We start from the raw sequence: 22391 nt of genomic DNA on the forward strand, positions 1-22391 counted from the left end.
TCACCTCTACTTCATCTTATAAACATTAGAAACATCATTACGTGATAATACATCTAGTTTTACATCCTGCCCAACTACTATATCATTTGATGCTAATACTCCTTTTGAAGTTTCATATGCCAATTCTGGAAAATTATTTTCTTTACTTAAATGTGCTAATAATATAGATTCTGTACCTTTATCAATAAGTTCAACACAGAAATTTGCTGCATCTTCATTAGATAAATGTCCAGTATTTGACATTACCCTTTTCTTTAAAGCATATGTATATGAACCCATCATAAGCATATTAGGGTCATAATTTGATTCTAATACCACTAATTTAGATTTATATAGATGTTTTTTTATATTTTCAGTTATACACCCTATATCAGTAGCTATAGACATTTTTTCATCGTTTTCTGTATAGAAATTATATCCAACTGGGTCAGCTGCATCATGTTCTATCGAAAAAGGCCTTACTATAACATCTCCTAATGAATAAGTTTTATCATTTTCAAAGACCTTCATATTTTTATCCTTAATATTACCAAGCTTGTCTTTCATAGAACACCATGTCTTTATATTAGCAAACACTGGTATATCAAACTTTCTTGATAATATCCCTGCCCCTTTTATATGGTCAATATGCTCATGAGTTATAAATATCCCTTTTAATTTATCTGAATCTACTCCAATGTCTTTAAGACCTGTAGTTATTCTCTTTCCACTTAATCCTGCATCTACTAGTATATTAGTATTTTTATATCCTATATAGTGGCAATTTCCACTACTACCACTTCCTACTGAACAATACTTTAGCATTATTTCACCTCTTTTTCTGCCTTATAAATTATATTATACCAAAAAAACAGAGTATTAAATAAAATTTAATACTCTGTACGAAATTTACTTGTATTCACTTATAATCTTATTTATATCTACCCCTTTACTGTTCCATAACTCTACAAAGGCTCTTCCATTAGCATTTTTATGTTTGTATTTATTATAATACTCATTTAGTGTTTCAAAGAATACCTTATCCCCAACCTCTTTTCTTACTTCATTAAAAGCTGTTGCTCCTTTTGTATAAACATTTAAACTGTATTCAGTAGAATTCTTATACTCATTTGATGGTTTAAATATGTTTTCACTCAAATAACTCTTTGTTTGTATTTGCATAGTTTTTATAAGTTTATTTGCCATTTCCTTCCCATATTTTTGTTCAAAATAAACTATTGTAGAGTATTCAGTAAGAGCTTCATCTAACCAAGGTTCACTTATTTCATCGTTTCCAACAGCAGAATACCACCATTGGTGCGCTGTTTCATGTGCTATAACATACTCAAGCAAAAACTCATTTTTTTCATTATATAAGCCTTGGTCTATCATAACAAGCATAGGATATTCCATGCCACCTATAAAGAAATCACTTGCTACAACAGAATATTCTTTATATGGGTATTTGCCAAACAACTCACTAAATATATTTATTGAATCTTTTGCAATCTCTGTTGCTCTGCTAGAAAGCTTCTTATTTAAATTGTATGTACTAATAGCTACTCCCTTTGAATCTACTTTATTTACATCAAATTTACTACTTAATATAAACGCAAAGTCCCTAACGTTTTCAGCCTCTATTTCATACAACATTTTCTTGTTATCATGTTTATCATTAACAAGTTTACCTGTATGAGCAATCTTATACTTATTTGGAATCAATAGTTTCACATGAAAATCACTAGTTTCACTATAAAATGGGTCTCCAATAGTTTCATAACTCTTTATATTCCATCCTCTTTCATCATTAACACAAGCTATAGGAAACCAATTAGTAATATTTATAGTGTTTTCTCCATATCCAAATCTTCCCACTGAGTTTGGTATTTTTACATTATATTTTATATCCAGTGATATCCTTTCATTTGGCTTTAACTCTTTTCCTAATTCTATTTCTAATATATCATTTTTATCTCCTTTGATTTTATATTCCATTTTACTACTATTATTTAGTATGTTTTTTATATCTATATATCCTTCATTGAATCCATTAGGATAGGCTCTTGTCATCTCATCTTTTTCAAAAGGAGCAAATTCTTTTTTAGAAAAAGCATTCGGATATATATGGAAATATATTTTATCCATATTTGATTTTGTATTATTTATGTACTCAACACTCTGATTACACATTAACCTCTTAGTTTCATCATCAAATATAACATCCATATTATATTGATTTATCTTTGAATTAGATTTTTCTTTGTATGCTTCTAAACTGTCATCCTTTTCTATGAAGCAACCTATTATTAGTACCATAAATAAAATTGCTACTGATAATGTTCTTCTTACTTTTTGGTTGAATTTTATAACCAAAATATCTCCTCCTTTTTAAAATGAATACTTTTAGAAAATATTTACATGCTAATCTTATGACCTTTTATTTGTTTACAACCAAATGTAATACAAAAAATGATATAATTTAATCTGAGGTGATAAAATGTTTTTCAAAGAAAGCAATGAAATAGATTTAGGTGAAATCACTATTCCCAATATCTTTATAGATATATTTATGCCAATGGCGGACGGGTTATACGTAAAAGTTTATCTTTTAGGCTATAGACAGGCATGTGATATTACTTCTAATCCTAAGTTTGACAATAGCTCAATAGCCAAGAACCTAAATATACCTTTGTCTGATGTACTATCTGCTTGGAAATTCTGGGAAGAAAAAAAGATTATAAAAATACATGACAATGGAGAATCTGATAATTTTAATTATTCAATAGAATTTTTAGATTTAAAGAATTTCTATATCGAAAATATATTAGGTAATAATTCATCTGTAAAATCTAATACAGATAAAGTTGTATCTACTTCTGAAAATCCAAGTATTAGAAAGATGTTCAATTCTATAAATAAAATAGTTGGTCGATATCTTGACCCAAGCGAAAAAATAAGTATTATGGATGTAATGAATAAATACAACATGGGCCCTGATATGATACTTTGTGCTTATGAATATGTTAAAGATAAAACTGGTACATCTAAACCAGTTAAATACATCGAAGGCATTATTAGAAACTGGTATGATTCAAATTTATATACCCCAAAAGATGTTGAAGATAGCTTCTTAATTAGAAGCGAACGATATATTTTATATAAAACTATTTTCAATGAATTGGGATTTTCAAGACAAGCAACGAAATCAGAAAAAGAACTTATGGATGCTTGGTTTGATAAATTTGACATGGATATGGACTTAATAGTGAATGCATGTTCTAAATCTAAGAATATACCAAACCCAAGTATATCTTATATAAATGGAATAATTAAAAATTGGCACGAAAAAAATATAAAAAATTTAAATGATTTAAAGCAAAAAGAGGAAGAACGTATAGTTAAGGAGAATATTAATAAAAAGCAGATTAATACTACTCAAAACAACAATACTTACAAGAAAACTAAGTTTCATAATTTCAACGAAACATTTACTCAATATACATCTGATGAACTCGATGAAATTATTAAAAAAAGTCAAAAAGAAAAGTTTAAGTAGGTGATTAAATGAATGAAGATAAAATAAGAAAAATACTGGCTAAATATGCCAATAAAAGAGATAAAAATGAACTACTCTTAGAACATAGAAAAAATGAAGTCTATAATAGGATTCCTGAGATAAAATCTATAGATGATGAGATTTCTAAAATAGGTCTTAACTTAGCTAAAACAGTTCTTTTGAATCCTAAATCTAAAGATGAAATTGTAAATGAGTCTAAGGAAACTATAGAATCTTTAAAATTGAGAAAAGAAGAACTTTTACTTAAAAATAATATATCTCTTGATTACTTAGAAATAAAGTTTCAATGTGACTCTTGTAAAGACAAAGGATTTTTACCTAATGGTGAAAAATGCTCTTGTCTAAAACAAGAAATTGTAAATGAGGCTTATAAAATGTCTAACTTAGATAGAATTTTAAGTCAGGAAAATTTTTCGAATTTTAACTTGAATATATTTTCTCCTAAGAAGAGTCCCGATGGAGAAATCTCTCCAAGAGAAAACATGTTAAATAATCTAAGTATCTGCGAAAATTTTGTTCATGACTTTAAGGTGGATAATAATGAAAACCTATTGTTTTATGGTTCTACTGGACTAGGTAAAACATACATGTGTAACTGTATTGCAAAAGAATTGTTAGACAAAAGTAATGTTGTAATCTATCAAACTTCTTTTAGAATTTTAGATATTCTTGAAGACTATAAATTTAGAAGAGACCCAAACAATCAAATAAGTGAAGAAAATTATAAAAACTTGTTTGATTGTGATTTATTAATAATAGATGACCTTGGTACTGAACTTAATAATTCTTTTACTAGTGGAGAGATTTTCAATATTGTAAACACAAGACTTGTTACTGGTAAAAAAATTATTATATCAACCAACTTAACACCATCTCAAATAGGAAATACTTATACTCAAAGAATTCTATCTAGGATTTTAGACAAGTTTAGAATTTTAGAATTTACTGGAGATGATTTGAGATGGGAGAGATTCAAATAAAGTAGCCCTTAAAAAACATTTTTTTATTTTTAAATAGAGAGGTAAGAACATACTTGCTTCTCTGTTTAAAACTTATACTAAATAATCATATTGTCCTTTCAGTTTTTCTAATTATATTTCTAATATACTAAACCTTTATCTAGTTTGTAATTTTTTATATATTAATATCATATCTTAATATATTGTATTATTTAAATTTATTATAGTGCATTTATAGACTATGTTTCTAAAGCTATGATATTGTATAATATTTAAAGAGTTAATTATAATTACAATTAATTTTTGATGCAATTAAAAAAAAGATACCTAAAAGTATCCTGTAGCATAGAAAATTATGTTAATTTACATTTATGTATTTTGTGGAGCTGGTGATAGGAATCGAACCTACAACCTGCTGATTACAAGTCAGCTGCTCTACCGTTGAGCCACACCAGCATCTATAGTATTTTTCATCTAAAAACTGGTGGGACTAACAGGGCTCGAACCTGTGACCCCCTGCTTGTAAGGCAGGTGCTCTCCCAGCTGAGCTATAGTCCCATATTGGTGACTCGTAGGGGAATTGAACCCCTGTTACCGCCGTGAAAGGGCGGTGTCTTAACCTCTTGACCAACGAGCCATGATTTGGTGATCTATCCGCGACTCGAACGCGGGACACCCTGATTAAAAGTCAGGTGCTCTACCGACTGAGCTAATAGACCACATTTTTTTCGACTTTTTTCGTCGTTTCTTTCACTCACAAGTTATATTATAACTGCTGTATAACTTTTAGTCAACAGTTTTTTTATTTTTTTTAGCATATAATTAAAATAATACTGAATCATTGATTTTCAACAAAATTCTCTAAATAAGACATCTAATTTAGGGTATAAATTCGACCTTAATTTTATTTAAAATATACATAAATAATTTTAGCTCAATGTAAAAGAGCATCTCTAATAATTATAAACATTATCTTGAGATACTCTTTTTTAATCATTTATAATTTAAATCACTTACTTAAAATACTAAGCAAATATATTTTTTCTTATTATAGTTTGAGCTCTATTAGGCCCAACAGAAACCATATCTACACTTACTCCAATCAACTCTTCTATTTTAGCAATATATTTCTTTGCATTTTCTGGAAGGTCATCAAAATTGTCTACTTGAGTTATATCTTCGTTCCATCCATCTAACTCTTCATATATAGGTTCACATTTTGCTAAATCATCTAATGAAGCTGGGAAATCTGTTATTATTTTATCGCCCATTTTATAAGATGTACAAACTTTAATTTTGTCAAATCCAGTTAACACATCTAATAGCATAAATGAAATACTAGTTAATCCATTAACTCTAGCTGCATATTTTACTATAACAGCATCAAACCACCCACATCTTCTTGGTCTACCAGTAGTTACTCCAAATTCATGCCCTTGTTCTCTTATCTTATCACCAGTCTCATTTATTTGTTCTGTAACAAATGGACCTTCTCCAACTCTTGTAGTGTAAGCTTTTACTATACCAACAACATCCTTTATCATATTTGGTCCTATACCTGCACCAATAGCAAATCCTCCAGATATTGGATGAGAAGATGTAACAAATGGATAAGTTCCTAAGTCTAAGTCTAATAAAGTACCTTGTGCTCCTTCAAATAAAACTTTTTTACCTGCTTTTACCGCATCATATACAATAACTGATGTATCTGCTACATATTTCTTTATTTGTTCTGCGTACCCAATATATTCATTATATATAGCTTCAAAATCAAATAATTCTTCTTTTCCGTATATGTTTCTAACTAATTTGTTTTTAGCTTCTATCTGAGCCTTTAATTTTATAGCAAATTTATCTTTATCCATTAAATCACATATTCTGATTCCAGATCTCTCTGTTTTATCCATGTAGCAAGGCCCAATACCTTTTTTTGTCGTACCTATCTTTAAATCGCCTCTAGCTTCTTCTGATAATGCATCTAGCTCTTTATGGTATGGGAATATAACATGAGCTCTATCGCTAATTTTTATGTTTTCTGTATTTATATTATCCGCTTTAAACATTTCTAATTCTTCTAAGAATCCTTTAGGGTCAAATACTATTCCATTTCCGATTATGTTCACTGTCTTTGGATTTAAAACTCCAGATGGTATTAAGTGTAATGCATATTTTTTACCTTCAACAACTAATGTATGCCCTGCATTATTTCCACCTTGTCCTCTCACTACTACATCTGCTTGAGTAGCAAGATAATCGATAACTTTACCTTTACCTTCATCTCCCCATTGAGAACCAACAATTGCAACTGTTTTCATGTAATTCACCTCTATATTTTATATACTCTCGAACGCTTTACTTATTTATTCTATCAAATATTCGTATTTTTTTCAACTTTTTTAGCGTTCTCCAATATTTAACAGATACTCTTCTATTTTTGAAAAGTCATTTATTTCTTTAATTTCTGTGCTATTTTTTATAACTTTTTCTATAAACTTATCCACGTCTAAAAGTTTTTCTAATTTACATATGTTAATTATATTTCCAAAGTTTGTATTAGTCATGTTTATATAATATTGATTGTCCACAATACTAGCATAAACAACAATTGATTCTTTTAAATTACTATCAACTATCCTAAACAAGTTTATTTCATCAAGTACTTTAATTATATTGGGATATATATATTTTAAGCTTATTTTTTCCATATTGTTCCTCCTAATAATTAACATTTATACACAGATAAAGCAAGCCAAAAGCTTGCTTTATCTACTTATTCACACTTATCAACAGGCTATCTGTGGATAGTGTGGATAAGTTTTTAGCTAAATTTCAAGGTTTAGACATATTTAGTGACATGTATCCACATTTTTCCTGTAGAAAGAAAGGATGTTCTGTGGATATTAGTTAAATTATAGGTCTCTCAACTTATCCCCAAATCTTTGAACTTCACCAAGCCAAACTAGTTCCACAGAACCAGTTTCGCCATGTCTATTTTTTGCTATTATTATTTCTCCTATATTTTTACTCTCAGAATCAGCATGATAGTATTCATCTCTATACAAGAACATAACTATATCTGCATCCTGCTCAATTGCTCCAGATTCTCTTAAATCAGATAACATAGGTCTATGGTCTGCTCTTTGCTCTGGTGCACGTGATAACTGAGATAATGCTACTACAGGACAATTTAATTCTTTTGCTAATACTTTTAATGACCTTGATATTTTAGATATTTCTTGTTGTCTACTTTCATTATTACCTTCACCTTCCATAAGTTGAAGGTAATCTATAAGTACTAAATCTAGACCTTTTTCTATCTTTAACTTTCTGCACTTTGACCTTAATTCTGATATTTTTATACCAGGAGTATCATCGATGTGTATTTTTGCATCTGACAGTACTGCCATTGCATCTATAATCCTAGGCCAATCATTATCATTAAGTGTTCCAGTCTTTATCTTTTTTAATTCTACACTAGATTGCGAAGATAACATACGTTGTACTAACTGTTCTTTGGACATCTCTAAACTAAATACAGCTACAGAAGCATCTCCTTTTAAAGCTGCATTTTGTACTAAATTTAAAGAAAAAGCAGTTTTACCCATTGCAGGTCTTGCGGCAACTAATATTAAATCTGTTCTTTGAAGACCATTTATTTTTTTATTTAAATCTTTAAAACCAGTAGTTATACCAGTTACATCGCTTTTATTGGTATATAATTTTTCTATCATATCATAGGCATCCATCAAAACTAAGTTTATAGATTTAAAATCGTCACTAGTTTTTTCCTGTGATATATCAAATATCCTCTTTTCAGCTTGTTCCAAAACATCTTCAATTTTTGTTGCTCCACTATATCCTAGATTTATTATTTCATTAGATGCTTTTATAAGCTTTCTAAGTACAGACTTTTCTTTTACTATGTCAGCATAGTATTTTACATTTGAAGTTGTTGGCACTATTGTAGAAAGACTTGTAATATAACTGATTCCTCCAATATCATTAAGATGCCCTTGTTTTCTTAGCTCTTCTGTCAATGTGATTAAGTCTATAGGCTCACCTTTATTGCTTAAAGTTATCATACATTCATATATTATTTTGTGAGCTTCTTTATAGAAGTCATCAGGCCTTATGGTTTCTGTAACTGTTATTATAGCATCTTTATCTAGCAGTATAGAACCTAATATTGATTGCTCTGATTCTACACTATGAGGAGGAATTCTCGTCATGTCTTCCATCTTTATCACCTCTAGTTATTACTGTTTTTCTTTTACATCTACTCTTATTTTAGTAGTTACTTTTTGATGTATTTTTATTTCTACAAATGTTGAACCTAAAGTTCTTATTGGTTCGTCTAATAAAATTTTTCTTTTGTCTACATCTATATCTTTTTGTTTCTTTAATTGCTCAGCTATATCTTTGGCTGTTATTGAACCAAATAATCTTCCACCTTCACCTGATTTTGAATATATTTCTATATTAATTTCTTCCATTTGTTTTCCTAATAAAACAGCTTCTTCATATTCTTTTTGAGCTTTTATTTCTTTAGATTTATTCTTTTCATTTAATTCTTTGATTGCTACACTATCTGCTTGCACAGCCATTTTTTTAGGAAATAAGAAATTTCTTGCATATCCATCACTTACTTCTTTCATTTCCCCTTTTTTACCAGTTCCTTTTACGTCTTTTAATAATATAACTTTCATCTATTCTTCCTCCTCTAAATACTCCTCTATTATTTTATTTACTATCTTGTAAGCTTCTTTTAGAGAAACATTTTTTAACTGTGCACCAGCTATATCTATATGTCCCCCGCCTCCTAATTTCTCCATAAGTACATGTACATTTATTTGCCCCAAAGACCTTGCACTTATAAATATAGTATCATCTTTTTCTCCTAATACAAAGGAGGCTTCTACTTCTTTTATATTTAACAGCTCATCAGCAGTTTGAGCTATTATAACGTTTATACTATCTATTTCTGTACTTGAATATGCTAGGCATATTCTATTATTAATTATCTTCGTACTTTGAATTATTTCAGCCTTTATTATAAAATCTTTTACGTCAGAATTAAAAAACTTCTTGACTTCTATTGTATCTGCTCCAACTTTTCTAAGGTAAGAAGCAGCTTCAAATGTCCTAACACCTGTTTTAAATGCAAAGTTTTTAGTATCTAAGCTTATTCCTGCTAAAAGACCTTCAGCTGTAAGTTTATTGATTGTTACCTCTTCATCCATATATTGAACTAATTCTGTAACCATTTCACAGGTTGAAGATACATATATTTCATGGAATAAAAGCACTGCATCATTTATAAACTCTACACCTCTTCTATGATGGTCTATTACTACTACCTTCTCTGATAACTTTAAGAGTTCTTCACATTCAGTATAATTAGGTCTATGAGTGTCAACTACAACAACTAGTGTATTTTTAGTACAGTTATCAATAGCCTCCTCTTTTCCAATAAACAACTTCTTATAATAATTACTTTCATTTATTTTGTTTATAAATATCTCTATAGATTCATTTACAGATTGTAAAACTATATTTGCTGTCTTATTGCAAGATTTACATATATCATAAACCCCAACTGCAGCTCCCATAGCGTCCATGTCAGGATATTTATGACCCATTATATAAACATGATCGCTTTCTTGTATAACCTCTCTCAGAGCATGACCTATAAGTCTAGATTTTACTTTTGTTTTCTTTTCTACAGCTTTAGATTTTCCACCATAAAATACAAACTTATCTTTTGTCTTTACAACAGCTTGGTCTCCTCCTCTACCAAGTGCTAAATCAAGAGCACCTGTAGCAAGTTTTAGGTTCTCATTTAATGTATCTCCATCTATACCAATTCCTATACTTATTGTAACAGGAAGATTATTTCCATAATCAATATGTCTTATTGTATCTAAAATAGAAAACTTCTCAGCTTCTAATTTTTTTAACTCTTTTTTATGCATTACCAAGAAGAATTTATCTTTTGAAGTCCTTCTCAAAGCACCATTTGAATTTAATTCTAAAGCAGAAAGTATTTTTTCTACTTCAACATTAATTAAAGCTCTCTTATCTTCTGCTGCACTTTTTAATACTTCATCATATCCATCTACTTGTATTAACATCATTGCATCTTTTTCATCATCATAATCTTGTTTTACTTGTAAATATTCTGTCTTATCTATCCAGTATAATATCATTAAATATTTAGGATTCTTTTCTTGATCATTTTTTATAACATTATAAACTATTGTATATTCTCTTTCCTTATAGTTTATTTCAGTGTACATCTCTTTATTTTCATTTAATACTTTTCTTAAATTAAGATTTTTAACTATATCTTCTATATTTTTATCAAGTAAATCTTTTTGACCAATCATATCATAAAACTTTCCATTATACCATGATATATTTCCATCAAATTCTAGAATACATAGTGGTATTGGAAGATTTATTATAGCTTTCTTAGTTGTTTCATCTATATCTAAAGATAAATTTTGAATATACTCTGTCCATTCATGACGTCTAATATTAGTCGTTCTCCAATTGTGAAAAACCATATATGCAAAAATACAGAAAAATAAACACCCTACATACAAGTTGTAATAAAGCAAAATTATACTAGAAATACCAATAATAATTATATATAAATTTATTTCTGGCATATTTAATTTAAAGGTTTGTTTATTACTCATTTCTATCCTCCTAAGTGGATTTATAACTTCTCACCTTTCTAAAGTCAATTATACTATCTACCATACCAACAAAAGATATTCCCATAAATCCAAATAAACATAAAATTATCCCTGAAAGAAACATAATTTTATTTGGTCCTTGTCTTATCCATTTCTTTAAATAATAAATACAAACTGCTATTCCTTGAATTACAAACATTAAGTTAAAAACTAGCTGTAAATTAGTCATTATTAATTCTGTATATAATTTTGAACCAATAATTTCAATCAATAAGACTAATAAATAAAGTAAAAAAGTTGTGACTATAGCATTTCCTGGTAAATAAAAGTCAGCAAATTTAGGAAATCTTATATTCAAATTTGTAATTCTTTTAATAAAGAATACACTTAAATAATATGTTACAAATGCTGATAATAAACCTTGTAGGAATAACATCATCGGTAGCATATTTGTAAAATAACTTACAATTTCATCTGGCTTCATTTTATCAAATACTTTAAGCTCAGTTGCAGAAAAACTATTTTTTTGAATATTTACGATTTCCGTTATCATTTTAGCAACTTCATCTAATAAATTTACATTTAAAAATGTCTTCAATACAAAGAAATACACAACCATTGCAAGCACAAATATTATTGTTCCTCCATATATTGGTTCAAATTTATTGCTATCTTCTTGCTCAAAACTTCTCTTTAGCATCTTTCCTATTGCTATACCTGGCAAAGAATACATTATACATATATTTAATGCATACGAAATGTCTGCAAATAAAATTAGCACACAAAATGTAATCAAAATAGATAAAAAAGAATACTTTTTATCAGTAATGGCACCTATAATTACATATGGGACAGCAGCTAATATACTAAACATTCCTAGCATTGGAATATAGGCTATTACTAAAGCAATTATTATAGCTAAAACTATTATAGGCATGGCTTTAGATAGTCTAATTTTATTATTCAATTTAATATCACTCCCTATTATCCATATGTTTTTTTAAGTTAGATAAATCTCCATACCATCTTTCAACACTATGGTCTTCCTCTATACCAATTTTTATTTTTTCCTTGACTTTATAATCCACATCTCTAAAACTAATTCCTAATCTCTTTGCTAAGAGATATGTTATCATTATTATATTTGCTAGAGTATCTTGAATTGCCTCATCTAAAGGTTTTACCCCTTTAAATAATAAGTTAAACAAATCACTTACACTCATTAATATTTCTGTTTTCATCCACTCTATTATCTTTATGTTTCTTGTTATCTCAGAACCTTTATCTATTTTCACGTTTGCAACCCTCCTTAATATATAATATTATATCATAAATAATAATATATTTAAGTATATAAACAAAAAAACGAGCGTTATAGCTCGTCTCATTTACTTATATAAATATCTATAATAAAAAATGAGCACAAGGCTCATTTTTTAATCTAATGTATATGGTAAAAGTGCTATATTTCTTGATCTTTTTATAGCAACTGTTAATTCTCTTTGATGCTTAGCACAAGTTCCAGATATTCTTCTTGGTAATATCTTTCCTCTTTCAGTTATATACTTTTGTAATCTTTGAGTACTTTTGTAATCTATTTTAGCGTTTTTGTCAGCACAAAATTGACAAACTCTTTTTTTCTTACGTCTTTTTTTATTCATCATGACTTTTTTCCCTCCTTTTTAAAATGGTATATCGTCATCATCTATAGCTTGGAAACCTTGTGGGTCTAACCCTTGAGGTTCAAAGCTTGGCTCAAAAGCTGGAGCACTCTCTTTATATGAATTTTCCGATTTATTCTTGCTATCTAAAGCTTGTACTGATCTAGTACTTACTTTTGTAAAAGTTCTTTTTTCACCTGATTGTGTCTGATAATTGTCTACTCTTATCGATCCTTGAAGTGCAACTAATCTACCTTTAGTTATGTAGTTGGCACAAAATTCAGCGGATTTACCCATTACTTCAACAGGTATAAAATCAGTTTCTTTAGATCCATCTTTTTTTACATAGTCTCTATCAATGGCTATTGTAAATGATGCCACTGGTGTTCCTGTACCTGGGATGTATCTTAATTCAGGGTCTTTAGTTAACCTTCCCACTAATACAACTTGATTCATAAAAACACCACCTATTTTTTATAATAAAACTAGTTATTAAGCAACAACTATCATATGTCTTATTACGTTTTCATTTATCTTTAAGTTTCTGTCTATTTCTTTAGGAACGTCTACTGCTGATTTGAAGTTAACTAACACATAGAAACCTTCTGTAAACTTAGCTATTGGATAAGCTAATTTTTTAGTTCCCCAAGTATCAACTTTAACTATTTCTCCTTCAGTTGCAACAACTTCCTTAACTTTGTTTAGTACAGCTTCTCTTGTTTCTTCATCAGAGTTTGGCTTTACTACATAAACTAATTCATAATTTTTCACTATAATTCACCTCCCTTTGGACTTAACGGCTCTACACTCTTAGAGCAGAGAAATGAGACTAAAATCTCATACCTACACATTTTATCATTTTTTCTTGTTTATGTCAATTTAAATTTTGGACAAATTTTAATATTTAATATAAGGTGAAATATATTTTTTAAATTAATAAGGGATGGCAATCGCCATCCCTCATAATATATCTATAAGTTATTATTTTTAATTAAGCTTCAACACCCATAGCTTCTTTTAAAACTGATGCTATATTTTTGATACCTTCTATTATTTTTTCTTCTGGCATATTTGAATAGTTAAGTCTGAAAGTATTTTCTCTACCACCATTAGGGAAGAATCCTCCTCCAGCAACATAAGCAACATTCTTTTCTAAGCATTTTGGCATTAATTCTTTAGCATTTAAATTACTTGGAAGCTCTACCCATGTAAATAATCCACCTTCTGGATGAGTAAATACTAATCCTTCTGGGAATTCTTCTTCCATAGTCTTAAGCATTACATCTCTACGTTTGATATAAACAGCTTTTATTTTATCAACGTGTTCATCTAAGTCATACATATCCATAAATTTGCTTACTTCCATTTGAGATATAGTTGATGCTTGTAAGTCTGCACCTTGTTTTGCAAAGTTAAATTTAGATAGTATTTCTGCAGAAGCACAAGTCCATCCTAATCTGTATCCTGGGCAGAATATTTTAGAGAAAGTTCCTAAGAATATTACTAATCCTTTTGTATCCATTGATTTTAAAGATGGTAAAGTTTCTCCTTCAAATCTTAAATCTCCATATGGATTATCTTCTATTACTGGTATTTCATATTTATTTACTATTTCCATGAATTTTTTACGTCTTTCAAGTGGCCAAGTTCTTCCTGTTGGATTTTGGAAATCAGGTATTACATAAATCATTTTTATTCTATCAGTTGTTTCTAGTATTTTTTCTAGTTCTTCCATTATCATTCCATTAGAATCTGTTGGAACATCTATGAATTTAGGTTGGTAAGATTTAAATGCGTTTATAGCTCCTATGTAAGATGGGCTTTCACATAAAATTACATCACCTTCATCAATAAATACTTTTCCTGCAAAATCTAGACCTTGTTGAGAACCACTTGTAACTAATATATCATCTTTATTTACATTAGTTTGGTTTTTGTCATTCATTCTAGCTGCTATTTTTTCTCTTAATGGTTCATATCCTTCTGTTGTAGTATATTGCATAGCTGATCTTCCATTTTCTTCAAGCACTGCAACTGATACTTTTTTCATTTCTTCAACTGGAAATAACTCTGGAGCAGGCATTCCACCCGCAAAAGATATTATTTGTGGTTGTTGAGTAAGTTTTAAAAGCTCACGTATTTCAGATCCTTGTAAACCTTCCATTCTTTTTGCATATTTAACTGCCATAATTAAAGCACCCCCATGAAAATGTTTTCTTCAATTTCTATTATACCAAAAATTTGGATATTAATATACGGTATTTGACATTTTTTAAATGTTAAATTTATATCATTTTTTTATTAGCTTCTTTACTCTCTTTTCTAATGTCTCTCTATCAAGCATTATTAGCCTTGAACATTTCGTACATTTTATCTTTATATCCATTCCAGTTCTTACGATTTCAAACTCTTTACATCCACATGCATGTTGTTTTTTCAATTCAACAATATCCCCTATTTTTAAATCCATTGGCATAAATAATTAGCCTCCTAATCTAACTTCTTTGCTTCCTTTGAGCCATCTTCTAATTTACTTATACAATAAATTCCCTTTATATCTACATTATTTTCAACTAAAATTGCCTTTATTTTTTCAATATCTTCAAAAGAAAATTTAATTGATATTCCACAGCTTGCTGTTATTTCTCTTGGTGTTGGAAGAGCCATTACTTTTAAACCCTTTTCACCAAATAGCTTTTCTGACCTTATTGCATGATGTGTCGAATTAAACGATACTATATACATTTGATTCATTGCTTAATCCTTTCTGACTATCTACTTTTCTTTAGTTTAATATTTCTTAATGACTTTATATTGTTAAACAAGCATACATTATATAGAAATAGTATTTGATGCATTTTTTAATGTTTCAACTATAGTGTACATATTTGTAACTGAGCCAACTTGTAATTTTTCTTTTAAATTATAGTAATCTAAACAAGTTCCACAAGATAAAATTTCTACGCCTGCATCTTCAAGTATTTTAAGATTTTCTATAGTTGCTTCATTTTCAGCACTTAATTTTACTCCTCCATTAACTAAAAGTATATGTTTAGGATATGGCTTTGATTCTGTTAAAGTATATATAAATCCTTTTATTAATACTTGTCCTAATTCATCATTCCCCAATCCCATCTTATCTGAAGATATAAATACACATGTATCTTCTAGTTCGCTTTCTTCTTTTTGAGCTACAATATTATTGCCTTTTTTAATTTCTATAGAAATTAAATTTTCTTTTTCATCAACAATCTTTGCTTCACAATTTAAAGATTTAGCAAGTTTTAATATATTTTCTTTTGCTGTTTCATTGTCAACTGTTGTAACTACAATACCTTCTTCTATATTATCTAATTCTTTTTTTGTATTTATAACTGGTTTAGGACAAGCAAGCCCTCTAGCATCTATTTTTATACTCATTGTTTGATTCATCTCCTTAAAATTATTCATACAATTTATATTTTATCATAGATATTATCTTGCTTGTTATAGATTGTATCTATACTATTATAGGTTTATTATACTTACATTATCTCTAAATTTTTATACATAAATACTCCCTTTTGGTAGTATTCTAATTCTTTCTCTTTTGATATGCTTGAATATAATTGTCCTAAGTCTATGTACAAGTTTGCTAATATCTTATTATTACCTAAGTCTGATACTATTTTTATACATTTAATTAAATACTCAATAGCAAGAGTAATTTCATTTTGATTCTTATACATATTAGAATAGAATTTTAATGCTTTATACTCATTAAACTTGTTTTTATTTTTTATTGATGATGCTAAAGCTATTTTACAATATTTTCTAGCTAAATCATAATCTTCCTTATCTATGTACGCTTCTATTATCTTGAATAAACCTGACATCATATATTCGTCTTCATCATTTTTCTTTATGTTGTACACTTTTTGAGAATACTCAAGAACTCTATCTGTCTCACCTATTTTTCTATAAACATCACAAATTGTTAAGTATACATTTGCTATTCCAGTTTTATTATCTTCATTTTCAAGTATTTTTAGTGCTTTTTTAAAATACTCTTTTGATTCTTCATATTTTCCAATCTCAAGCATGTTATTTGCTTTTAACACCAAAATATCGACATCTTCTTTTCTATCATTTTTATTATCTATTTCATTTATTTTATCTATGTACTTTAATGACATATTTGGATTATCTAATTTTATATAACAATATGCCATCTTACTATATAATTCCTTATATATGTTAATATCCTCAAACTTACTCTCTGATAAAATTTCCTCTGCAAAATTAAAGTGACTTATCGCACCTTTATAAAAGTCTTCCTGCATATATATCTTTCCTATGTTTAAATAGCACTTTAGTATGTTTTCACTATCATCGTTTTTTATAAAGAAATATAAAGCCTTTTCAAAGTTTTCTATAGCATTATTGTAATTAGATTTTTTTAAGTTAATATTAGCCATAAGAAAATTGCATCTGCCATAGTTCTCCATTAAATCGTATCTCTTACATATATCTAAAACTTCTTTTATTTGGTCCTCAGCCTTGTTTAGCTCATTCTCTTTTATATAAATTTCACTTTGCAGTATTAAATTATCTGTTATCTTTTTTGACTGCATTTCTTTTGTTTCTAATAAATATTCCACGCTTACATCTAGCTTATCACCTAGATATTCCAACAGTTCATAACTAGTATGAGATTTATCTCTCTCTATATGGCTTATTTGTGCTGCTGTTATCCTATCTCCGGCTAACTCTTTCAATGTCATATTTTTTTCTTTTCTTAATTTTTTAATCTTTTCTCCTAAGCTCAAAATTTCCATACTATTCCCACCTTTTGAAGACATTTTTTTATAATATAATTATAACTTATATTTATTTTAAAAACACTACTTTTATTTTACAATATTTTCTCTATACATTAAATGATTTCCCATAAAAATGACTAAAATTTAGTTTATTTTGTATTTAATTAATTTAAATAAATCATTTTTTAAATTTGTTACTATTTTGTATTCATATATTCAGTCATAACGATTATAATTATATATAAGAATAGTATCTTAGAGAGGAGTAATTTTTATGAAAAATAAGAAAATAATGTTAGTGTTAAGTATATTATCTATATCTATATTGGCGGTTGGATGTAGCAATGCTCAAAATGAAGCAACTAAAAAAGAAACTAAAAATAATACAAATGTTGAGCAACCAAAAGAAGAAAACAATAACGAAAATAATGATGAAAAAGAAGTTCCTAATAAAAAATCTGCATCAACTCCAAAGGAAGAAAAGAAGACAGAGTCTGCTGTTATTTACTCTTTTGATGTAGACAAAACAGATTTAATTGAAAATAAGGTTAATTTAGAAAAAATTGATGAAAACACTTTATTTGCTGAGCTTCAAAAGCTTAAAGTAATTCCAGAATCTGCAAAACTAAATTCATTTACTACAAAAGATATTGATGGCGTAAAAACTGGTATATTAGATGTTAACTCTGATTTTACAAAATCAAACTTAGGTAGTGATGCAGAAACTTTAATGCTTGATTCAGTTGCACGTACTTACATAAAGAACATGAATGTTGAACAAATAAAGCTTACTGTTGATGGCGCTAACTATGAAAGTGGTCATATAGTTCTTGAAGATGGAGATTATTTAAAGTAAGTTTTTAAATTATATTAAGTTACAAAAAATAGTGTCAGCTTTCTATAAAGTTGACACTATTTTTATGTTGTAATGTATAACTATCTATTTTTTGAAATTTTCTTCAAAGCGTCTATTGCTTTATCTATTTCATCTTTTGTATTAAAATATCCTATACTGAACCTTACCGCACCTTGTTTTAACGTACCTAAAGTAGTATGAGCTAACGGAGAACAATGTATTCCTGATCTAGTTGCTATATTATATTCACTATCTAATAAGAAAGTAACCTCTCCAGAATCCATATTCCCTATATTTATAGCTATTACTGAGGCTCTTTTTTTACTGTCTTTTGGTCCATATATCTTTATATCTGATACTTCTTCTAACTTATTTAGCATATATTGACATAATTCTTCTTCATGTTGTCTTATATTGTTGATTCCTCTTTCAAATATAAATAATACACCTTGGTTAAGTCCTGCTATACCTGGAGTATTATGAGTTCCTGACTCGTATTTATCTGGGAACAGTTCTGGTTGAACCATTTCTTCTGATTTACTACCTGTTCCACCCTCTTTTAATATATTTAAATTTAGACCTTCTCTTACATATAAGATACCTGTTCCTTGAGGTCCAAATAAGCATTTATGACCTGGCATTGCCAACATGTCTATATTGCATTTCTTCACATCTATATCATAAACACCTGCTGTTTGTGATGCATCTACCAAGAATAATATATTATGTTTCTTAGCTATTTCTCCAACTTTTTTTATATCTATTAATGTTCCACATACATTAGATGCATGTGTAGTTACAATCAGCTTAGTGTTATCCTTTATTGATTTTTCTAACTCTTCATAATCTAAAAAACCTTCATCATCACATTTTACTACAGTATTTTCTACCCCTTTTTGCTCAAGTGCTTTTATGGGTCTTATTACTGAATTATGTTCCATAGATGTTGTTATTACATGATCTCCTTTTTGTAGTACACCTTTTATTGCTAAATTCAAAGAGTCTGTTGCATTAGACGTAAATACTATATTCATAGGATTACTTACATTAAATAACTTAGCTACATTTTCTCTTGTGTCATAAATTTCTCTAGCAGCTCTCATAGCAAGCTTATGTCCTGCTCTTCCTGGATTTGCACAATAGTTTTTCATACAATCTAAAACAGCATCATAAACTCTTTCTGGCTTTGGATATGTAGTTGCAGCATTGTCTAGATAAATCATATTAATCGTCCTCTCTATTTTATATTTGTGTGTTATTCAAGAAGCATTGATACAATACTGTTTAAATCATCGTCATTATAGTATTCTATCTCTATTTTACCTTTTTTCTTACCTTTAGAAATATTTACTTTAGTTCCAAAAATATTTCTAAGTTTATCTTCTACATCTAAAATAAATACATCCTTAGGCTTAGACTTTTTTGGCATATCTTCTTCTTTATTTTCAGATATTTTTTTTGCAATATTTTCAACCTCTCTTACAGAGAGTTCTTCCTCTTCTATCTTTTTTGCGATTTGTAATTGTAATTTTTTATCTACAATCCTTAACAGAGCCTTTCCATGACCTGCTGTGATTTTACCACTATCTATCATGTCTATAACATCTTGTCCTAGATTTAAAAGTCTCAAAGTGTTAGTTATATGAGGTCTACTTTTACCAACAGCTTCTGATATTTCTTCTTGAGTTACACTATAGTGCTCTATTAAACTTTTATATGCTAGTGCTTCTTCTATCGAATTTAAATCTTCCCTCTGTAAGTTTTCAATTAAAGCTATCTCCATTATATCTTTCATCTCTATATCTTTAATTATAGCAGGCATTTGACTTTTATTTGCAAGTTTTGATGCTCTAAATCTTCTTTCACCAGCTATTATCATGTACTTATTATTTTCATCCCTTTTAACTACTATTGGTTGTAGTACACCATAATTTTTTATAGACTCAGATAATACTTTTATTTTTTCTTCATCAAATTGCTTTCTCGGCTGAACTTCGTTTGGATATATTTTGTCTATATCTATATTAACTATTTCTTTATCTGAAGTTTCTCCTTTGATTTCTGGTATCAATGCACTAAGACCTCGACCCAATCTATTACTTCTTTTAGACTTATTCTCCATACTACCACTCCTCCTCTTCTAAATCTATAAATTCTTCTGCTAGTTCCAAATAAGCTACAGACCCTCTACATCTTTTATCATAGTAAATTGCTGGTTTACCATGACTAGGAGCTTCTGCAAGCCTTACATTTCTTGGAATTAGAGTTGTATATACACTTCCTTTAAAGTACTTTTTAACTTCTTCAACAACTTGTATCGATAGATTAGCTCTTCCATCAAACATACTTAAAACAACACCTTGAATTTCTATATCTGTATTTAATCTTGATTTTACTAATTTTATAGTTTCCATTAATTGACTTACACCTTCTAAGGCATAATATTCACATTGTATAGGAATTAAAACACTATCTACAGCCGTTAGACAATTTATTGTAAGCATCCCAAGTGAAGGTGGGCAATCCAAAAATATATAGTCATATTCATCCTTTACTACTTTTATGGAATTTTTTAAAATATACTCTCTATTACTTATTGATGCAAGCTCTATCTCTGCACCTGCTAGTTCCGTAGCTGATGGAACTATATCTACATTTTCAAACTCTGTTTTTATTATTGCTTCTTTAATATGCAAACCATCTAACATAATCTCATAGATTGTATTTTCCACTTCATTTTTATCAATACCATATCCACTAGTTGTATTTCCTTGAGGGTCCAAATCTAATACTAATATCTTTTTTCCTAAGGTTCCTAAACTGGCACTTAAATTTACATTTGTTGTAGTTTTTCCAACTCCGCCCTTTTGATTGAATATAGCTATAACTTTGCCCATGATGTTCCCCCCTTTAAGAATTAAATTAATTTTAAATATTGACTAGTTGCTTTTATAATTATAAATAATGTCTATAAATCAATTTATATTACAAGGCTTGTTTAAAAAAAAAGATTACTGGTAAGCAGTAATCTCTATTTTTTAGGGATTTTTACAACAACTTCCATATAATCTCCCTTATCTATTTCATTATACTTAGCATCAATTCCTGTATTTGATATAGCATCAAAGGCTTGCTTTATAGTATTTATGTAAATTCTTATACTCATAGCACCCTTTATATTCTGTTTTTTATCAGGCTCTTCTTGAATTTCAATTTCTTCTAGTATATCTTGTATCAGTTTTTCTGTTTTTTTAACAGTCAATTCATTCTTTATGACCTTTTCTAGTACACTTTTCATTAAATCTTCACTTGGTAATTTAAGGAATGCTCTAGCATGTCTTTCTGTTAAATTATTCTCTATTAGCTTCATTTTTATATCGTTTGGAAGCTTTAATATTCTAAGCTTGTTTGCTACAGTAGATTGATTTTTGCCTAATTTTTCTGCTAATTGCTGTTGAGTAAAAGCATGCTCTTTTATTAAGTTTTCATAGCCAATTGCTTCTTCAATAAAATTTAAGTCTTCTCGTTGCAAATTTTCTAATAACGCTAGAACAGCAGAAGATTCATCGTCCATATTATTTATAATTGCTGGGACAGTTTTAAGCTCTGCTAACTTAGCTGCTCTTAATCTTCTCTCTCCAGCAATTAGTTCATATTTACCACCTTTTGCTCTAACTGTTATAGGTTGAATTATACCATATACCTTTATAGAATTGCTCAATTCCTCCAATGAAACTTGTGAAAATATTTTTCTTGGTTGGTATGGATTTGGAACTATATCTTCTATAGGTATCTCCATAACTCTTTTATCTTCCATAACATACCTCTCTTATTTTAGATATAAATATTTTTGTTC

General features: G+C 28.5%; 24 protein-coding genes and 4 tRNA genes. 3 read left to right on the top strand and 25 right to left on the bottom strand.

The genetic code is table 11. The annotated features are described in order from the left end of the window. Positions 1–6: 6 nt before the first annotated feature. Both KGF36_RS14435 and KGF36_RS14440 read right to left on the bottom strand, forming a co-directional pair. Positions 7–804, bottom strand: coding sequence for an MBL fold metallo-hydrolase (locus KGF36_RS14435; protein ID WP_227850635.1), 798 nt, complete (start codon positions 802–804; stop codon positions 7–9). Between the two features lie 84 nt (positions 805–888). Continuing rightward, positions 889–2352 carry a M1 family metallopeptidase gene (locus KGF36_RS14440; protein WP_227828583.1) on the bottom strand — a complete coding sequence of 488 codons (1464 nt, stop codon included), beginning with the start codon at positions 2350–2352 and terminating at the stop codon, positions 889–891. 124 nt (positions 2353–2476) lie between these two features. Between KGF36_RS14440 and KGF36_RS14445 the strand changes: the two genes are divergently transcribed. Then, entirely contained in the window at positions 2477–3535 is a 1059-nt protein-coding gene (locus KGF36_RS14445) for a DnaD domain protein (RefSeq protein WP_227828582.1), read from the top strand. An 8-nt stretch (positions 3536–3543) separates the two neighbouring features. Then, complete coding sequence (locus tag KGF36_RS14450) at positions 3544–4536, top strand: ATP-binding protein (protein ID WP_227828581.1); 993 nt, start codon at positions 3544–3546, stop codon at positions 4534–4536. A 360-nt stretch (positions 4537–4896) separates the two neighbouring features. On the opposite strand, the gene KGF36_RS14455 is transcribed toward KGF36_RS14450, so the two are convergent. From KGF36_RS14455 to rstA, 19 genes are all read right to left on the bottom strand, one after another. Further along, a tRNA-Thr gene (locus tag KGF36_RS14455) sits at positions 4897–4971 on the bottom strand. A 26-nt stretch (positions 4972–4997) separates the two neighbouring features. Then, positions 4998–5073: transfer RNA gene (locus KGF36_RS14460), tRNA-Val, on the bottom strand. Positions 5074–5077: 4 nt separating this feature from the next. Next, a tRNA-Glu gene (locus KGF36_RS14465) sits at positions 5078–5152 on the bottom strand. A gap of 6 nt (positions 5153–5158) precedes the next feature. Continuing rightward, a tRNA-Lys gene (locus tag KGF36_RS14470) sits at positions 5159–5234 on the bottom strand. 306 nt (positions 5235–5540) lie between these two features. Beyond that, positions 5541–6830: an adenylosuccinate synthase gene (locus KGF36_RS14475; RefSeq protein WP_227828580.1), complete on the bottom strand. Its 1290-nt coding sequence runs from the start codon at positions 6828–6830 to the stop codon at positions 5541–5543. Between the two features lie 81 nt (positions 6831–6911). Further along, positions 6912–7220: a hypothetical protein gene (locus tag KGF36_RS14480; RefSeq protein WP_227828579.1), complete on the bottom strand. Its 309-nt coding sequence runs from the start codon at positions 7218–7220 to the stop codon at positions 6912–6914. 204 nt (positions 7221–7424) lie between these two features. Then, a complete protein-coding gene (gene dnaB / locus KGF36_RS14485) occupies positions 7425–8753 on the bottom strand; it encodes a replicative DNA helicase (protein ID WP_227483326.1) in 1329 nt (442 codons plus the stop codon). Positions 8754–8771: 18 nt separating this feature from the next. Then, entirely contained in the window at positions 8772–9221 is a 450-nt protein-coding gene (rplI, locus tag KGF36_RS14490; RefSeq protein ID WP_227828578.1) for a 50S ribosomal protein L9, read from the bottom strand. Then, complete coding sequence (locus KGF36_RS14495; RefSeq protein WP_227828577.1) at positions 9222–11216, bottom strand: DHH family phosphoesterase; 1995 nt, start codon at positions 11214–11216, stop codon at positions 9222–9224. Between the two features lie 10 nt (positions 11217–11226). Beyond that, positions 11227–12183 carry a YybS family protein gene (locus tag KGF36_RS14500; RefSeq protein WP_227828576.1) on the bottom strand — a complete coding sequence of 319 codons (957 nt, stop codon included), beginning with the start codon at positions 12181–12183 and terminating at the stop codon, positions 11227–11229. Positions 12184–12190: 7 nt separating this feature from the next. Further along, a complete protein-coding gene (locus tag KGF36_RS14505; protein ID WP_227436541.1) occupies positions 12191–12511 on the bottom strand; it encodes a MazG-like family protein in 321 nt (106 codons plus the stop codon). 141 nt (positions 12512–12652) lie between these two features. Then, positions 12653–12880 (bottom strand): 30S ribosomal protein S18, encoded by a 228-nt coding sequence (rpsR, locus tag KGF36_RS14510; protein WP_021386573.1) that lies wholly within the window; start codon positions 12878–12880, stop codon positions 12653–12655. Between the two features lie 18 nt (positions 12881–12898). Further along, complete coding sequence (locus KGF36_RS14515; protein WP_227436543.1) at positions 12899–13333, bottom strand: single-stranded DNA-binding protein; 435 nt, start codon at positions 13331–13333, stop codon at positions 12899–12901. Between the two features lie 36 nt (positions 13334–13369). Then, entirely contained in the window at positions 13370–13648 is a 279-nt protein-coding gene (rpsF, locus tag KGF36_RS14520) for a 30S ribosomal protein S6 (protein ID WP_227842992.1), read from the bottom strand. Positions 13649–13868: 220 nt separating this feature from the next. After that, on the bottom strand, positions 13869–15065 hold the full coding sequence (locus KGF36_RS14525) for a PLP-dependent aminotransferase family protein (protein WP_227828575.1): 1197 nt from the start codon (positions 15063–15065) through the stop codon (positions 13869–13871). Between the two features lie 102 nt (positions 15066–15167). After that, on the bottom strand, positions 15168–15353 hold the full coding sequence (locus KGF36_RS14530; protein WP_054275506.1) for a DUF951 domain-containing protein: 186 nt from the start codon (positions 15351–15353) through the stop codon (positions 15168–15170). Between the two features lie 14 nt (positions 15354–15367). Continuing rightward, the gene (locus KGF36_RS14535) at positions 15368–15631 is read right to left on the bottom strand and encodes a DUF3343 domain-containing protein (protein WP_227828574.1); all 264 of its coding nucleotides are present in this window, start codon (positions 15629–15631) and stop codon (positions 15368–15370) included. A 78-nt stretch (positions 15632–15709) separates the two neighbouring features. Beyond that, positions 15710–16297: a sulfurtransferase-like selenium metabolism protein YedF gene (gene yedF / locus KGF36_RS14540; RefSeq protein ID WP_227828680.1), complete on the bottom strand. Its 588-nt coding sequence runs from the start codon at positions 16295–16297 to the stop codon at positions 15710–15712. 104 nt (positions 16298–16401) lie between these two features. Then, a complete protein-coding gene (gene rstA, locus KGF36_RS14545) occupies positions 16402–17694 on the bottom strand; it encodes a toxin production/motility transcriptional repressor RstA (protein WP_227828573.1) in 1293 nt (430 codons plus the stop codon). 259 nt (positions 17695–17953) lie between these two features. Between rstA and KGF36_RS14550 the strand changes: the two genes are divergently transcribed. Then, positions 17954–18535 (top strand): GerMN domain-containing protein, encoded by a 582-nt coding sequence (locus KGF36_RS14550; RefSeq protein ID WP_227828572.1) that lies wholly within the window; start codon positions 17954–17956, stop codon positions 18533–18535. An 80-nt stretch (positions 18536–18615) separates the two neighbouring features. Here the strand turns inward: KGF36_RS14550 and KGF36_RS14555 are convergent, their stop codons facing one another. From KGF36_RS14555 to noc, 4 genes are all read right to left on the bottom strand, one after another. Then, entirely contained in the window at positions 18616–19758 is a 1143-nt protein-coding gene (locus KGF36_RS14555) for an aminotransferase class V-fold PLP-dependent enzyme (protein ID WP_227854807.1), read from the bottom strand. Positions 19759–19790: 32 nt separating this feature from the next. After that, positions 19791–20657 carry a ParB/RepB/Spo0J family partition protein gene (locus tag KGF36_RS14560; protein WP_227828570.1) on the bottom strand — a complete coding sequence of 289 codons (867 nt, stop codon included), beginning with the start codon at positions 20655–20657 and terminating at the stop codon, positions 19791–19793. 1 nt (position 20658) lies between these two features. Further along, a complete protein-coding gene (locus KGF36_RS14565) occupies positions 20659–21432 on the bottom strand; it encodes a ParA family protein (RefSeq protein ID WP_227828569.1) in 774 nt (257 codons plus the stop codon). Between the two features lie 134 nt (positions 21433–21566). Then, on the bottom strand, positions 21567–22352 hold the full coding sequence (noc, locus tag KGF36_RS14570) for a nucleoid occlusion protein (RefSeq protein WP_227828568.1): 786 nt from the start codon (positions 22350–22352) through the stop codon (positions 21567–21569). Positions 22353–22391: the final 39 nt, after the last annotated feature.

Source organism: Clostridioides sp. ZZV14-6009, from assembly GCF_020658095.1.
Lineage (GTDB): Bacteria > Bacillota > Clostridia > Peptostreptococcales > Peptostreptococcaceae > Clostridioides.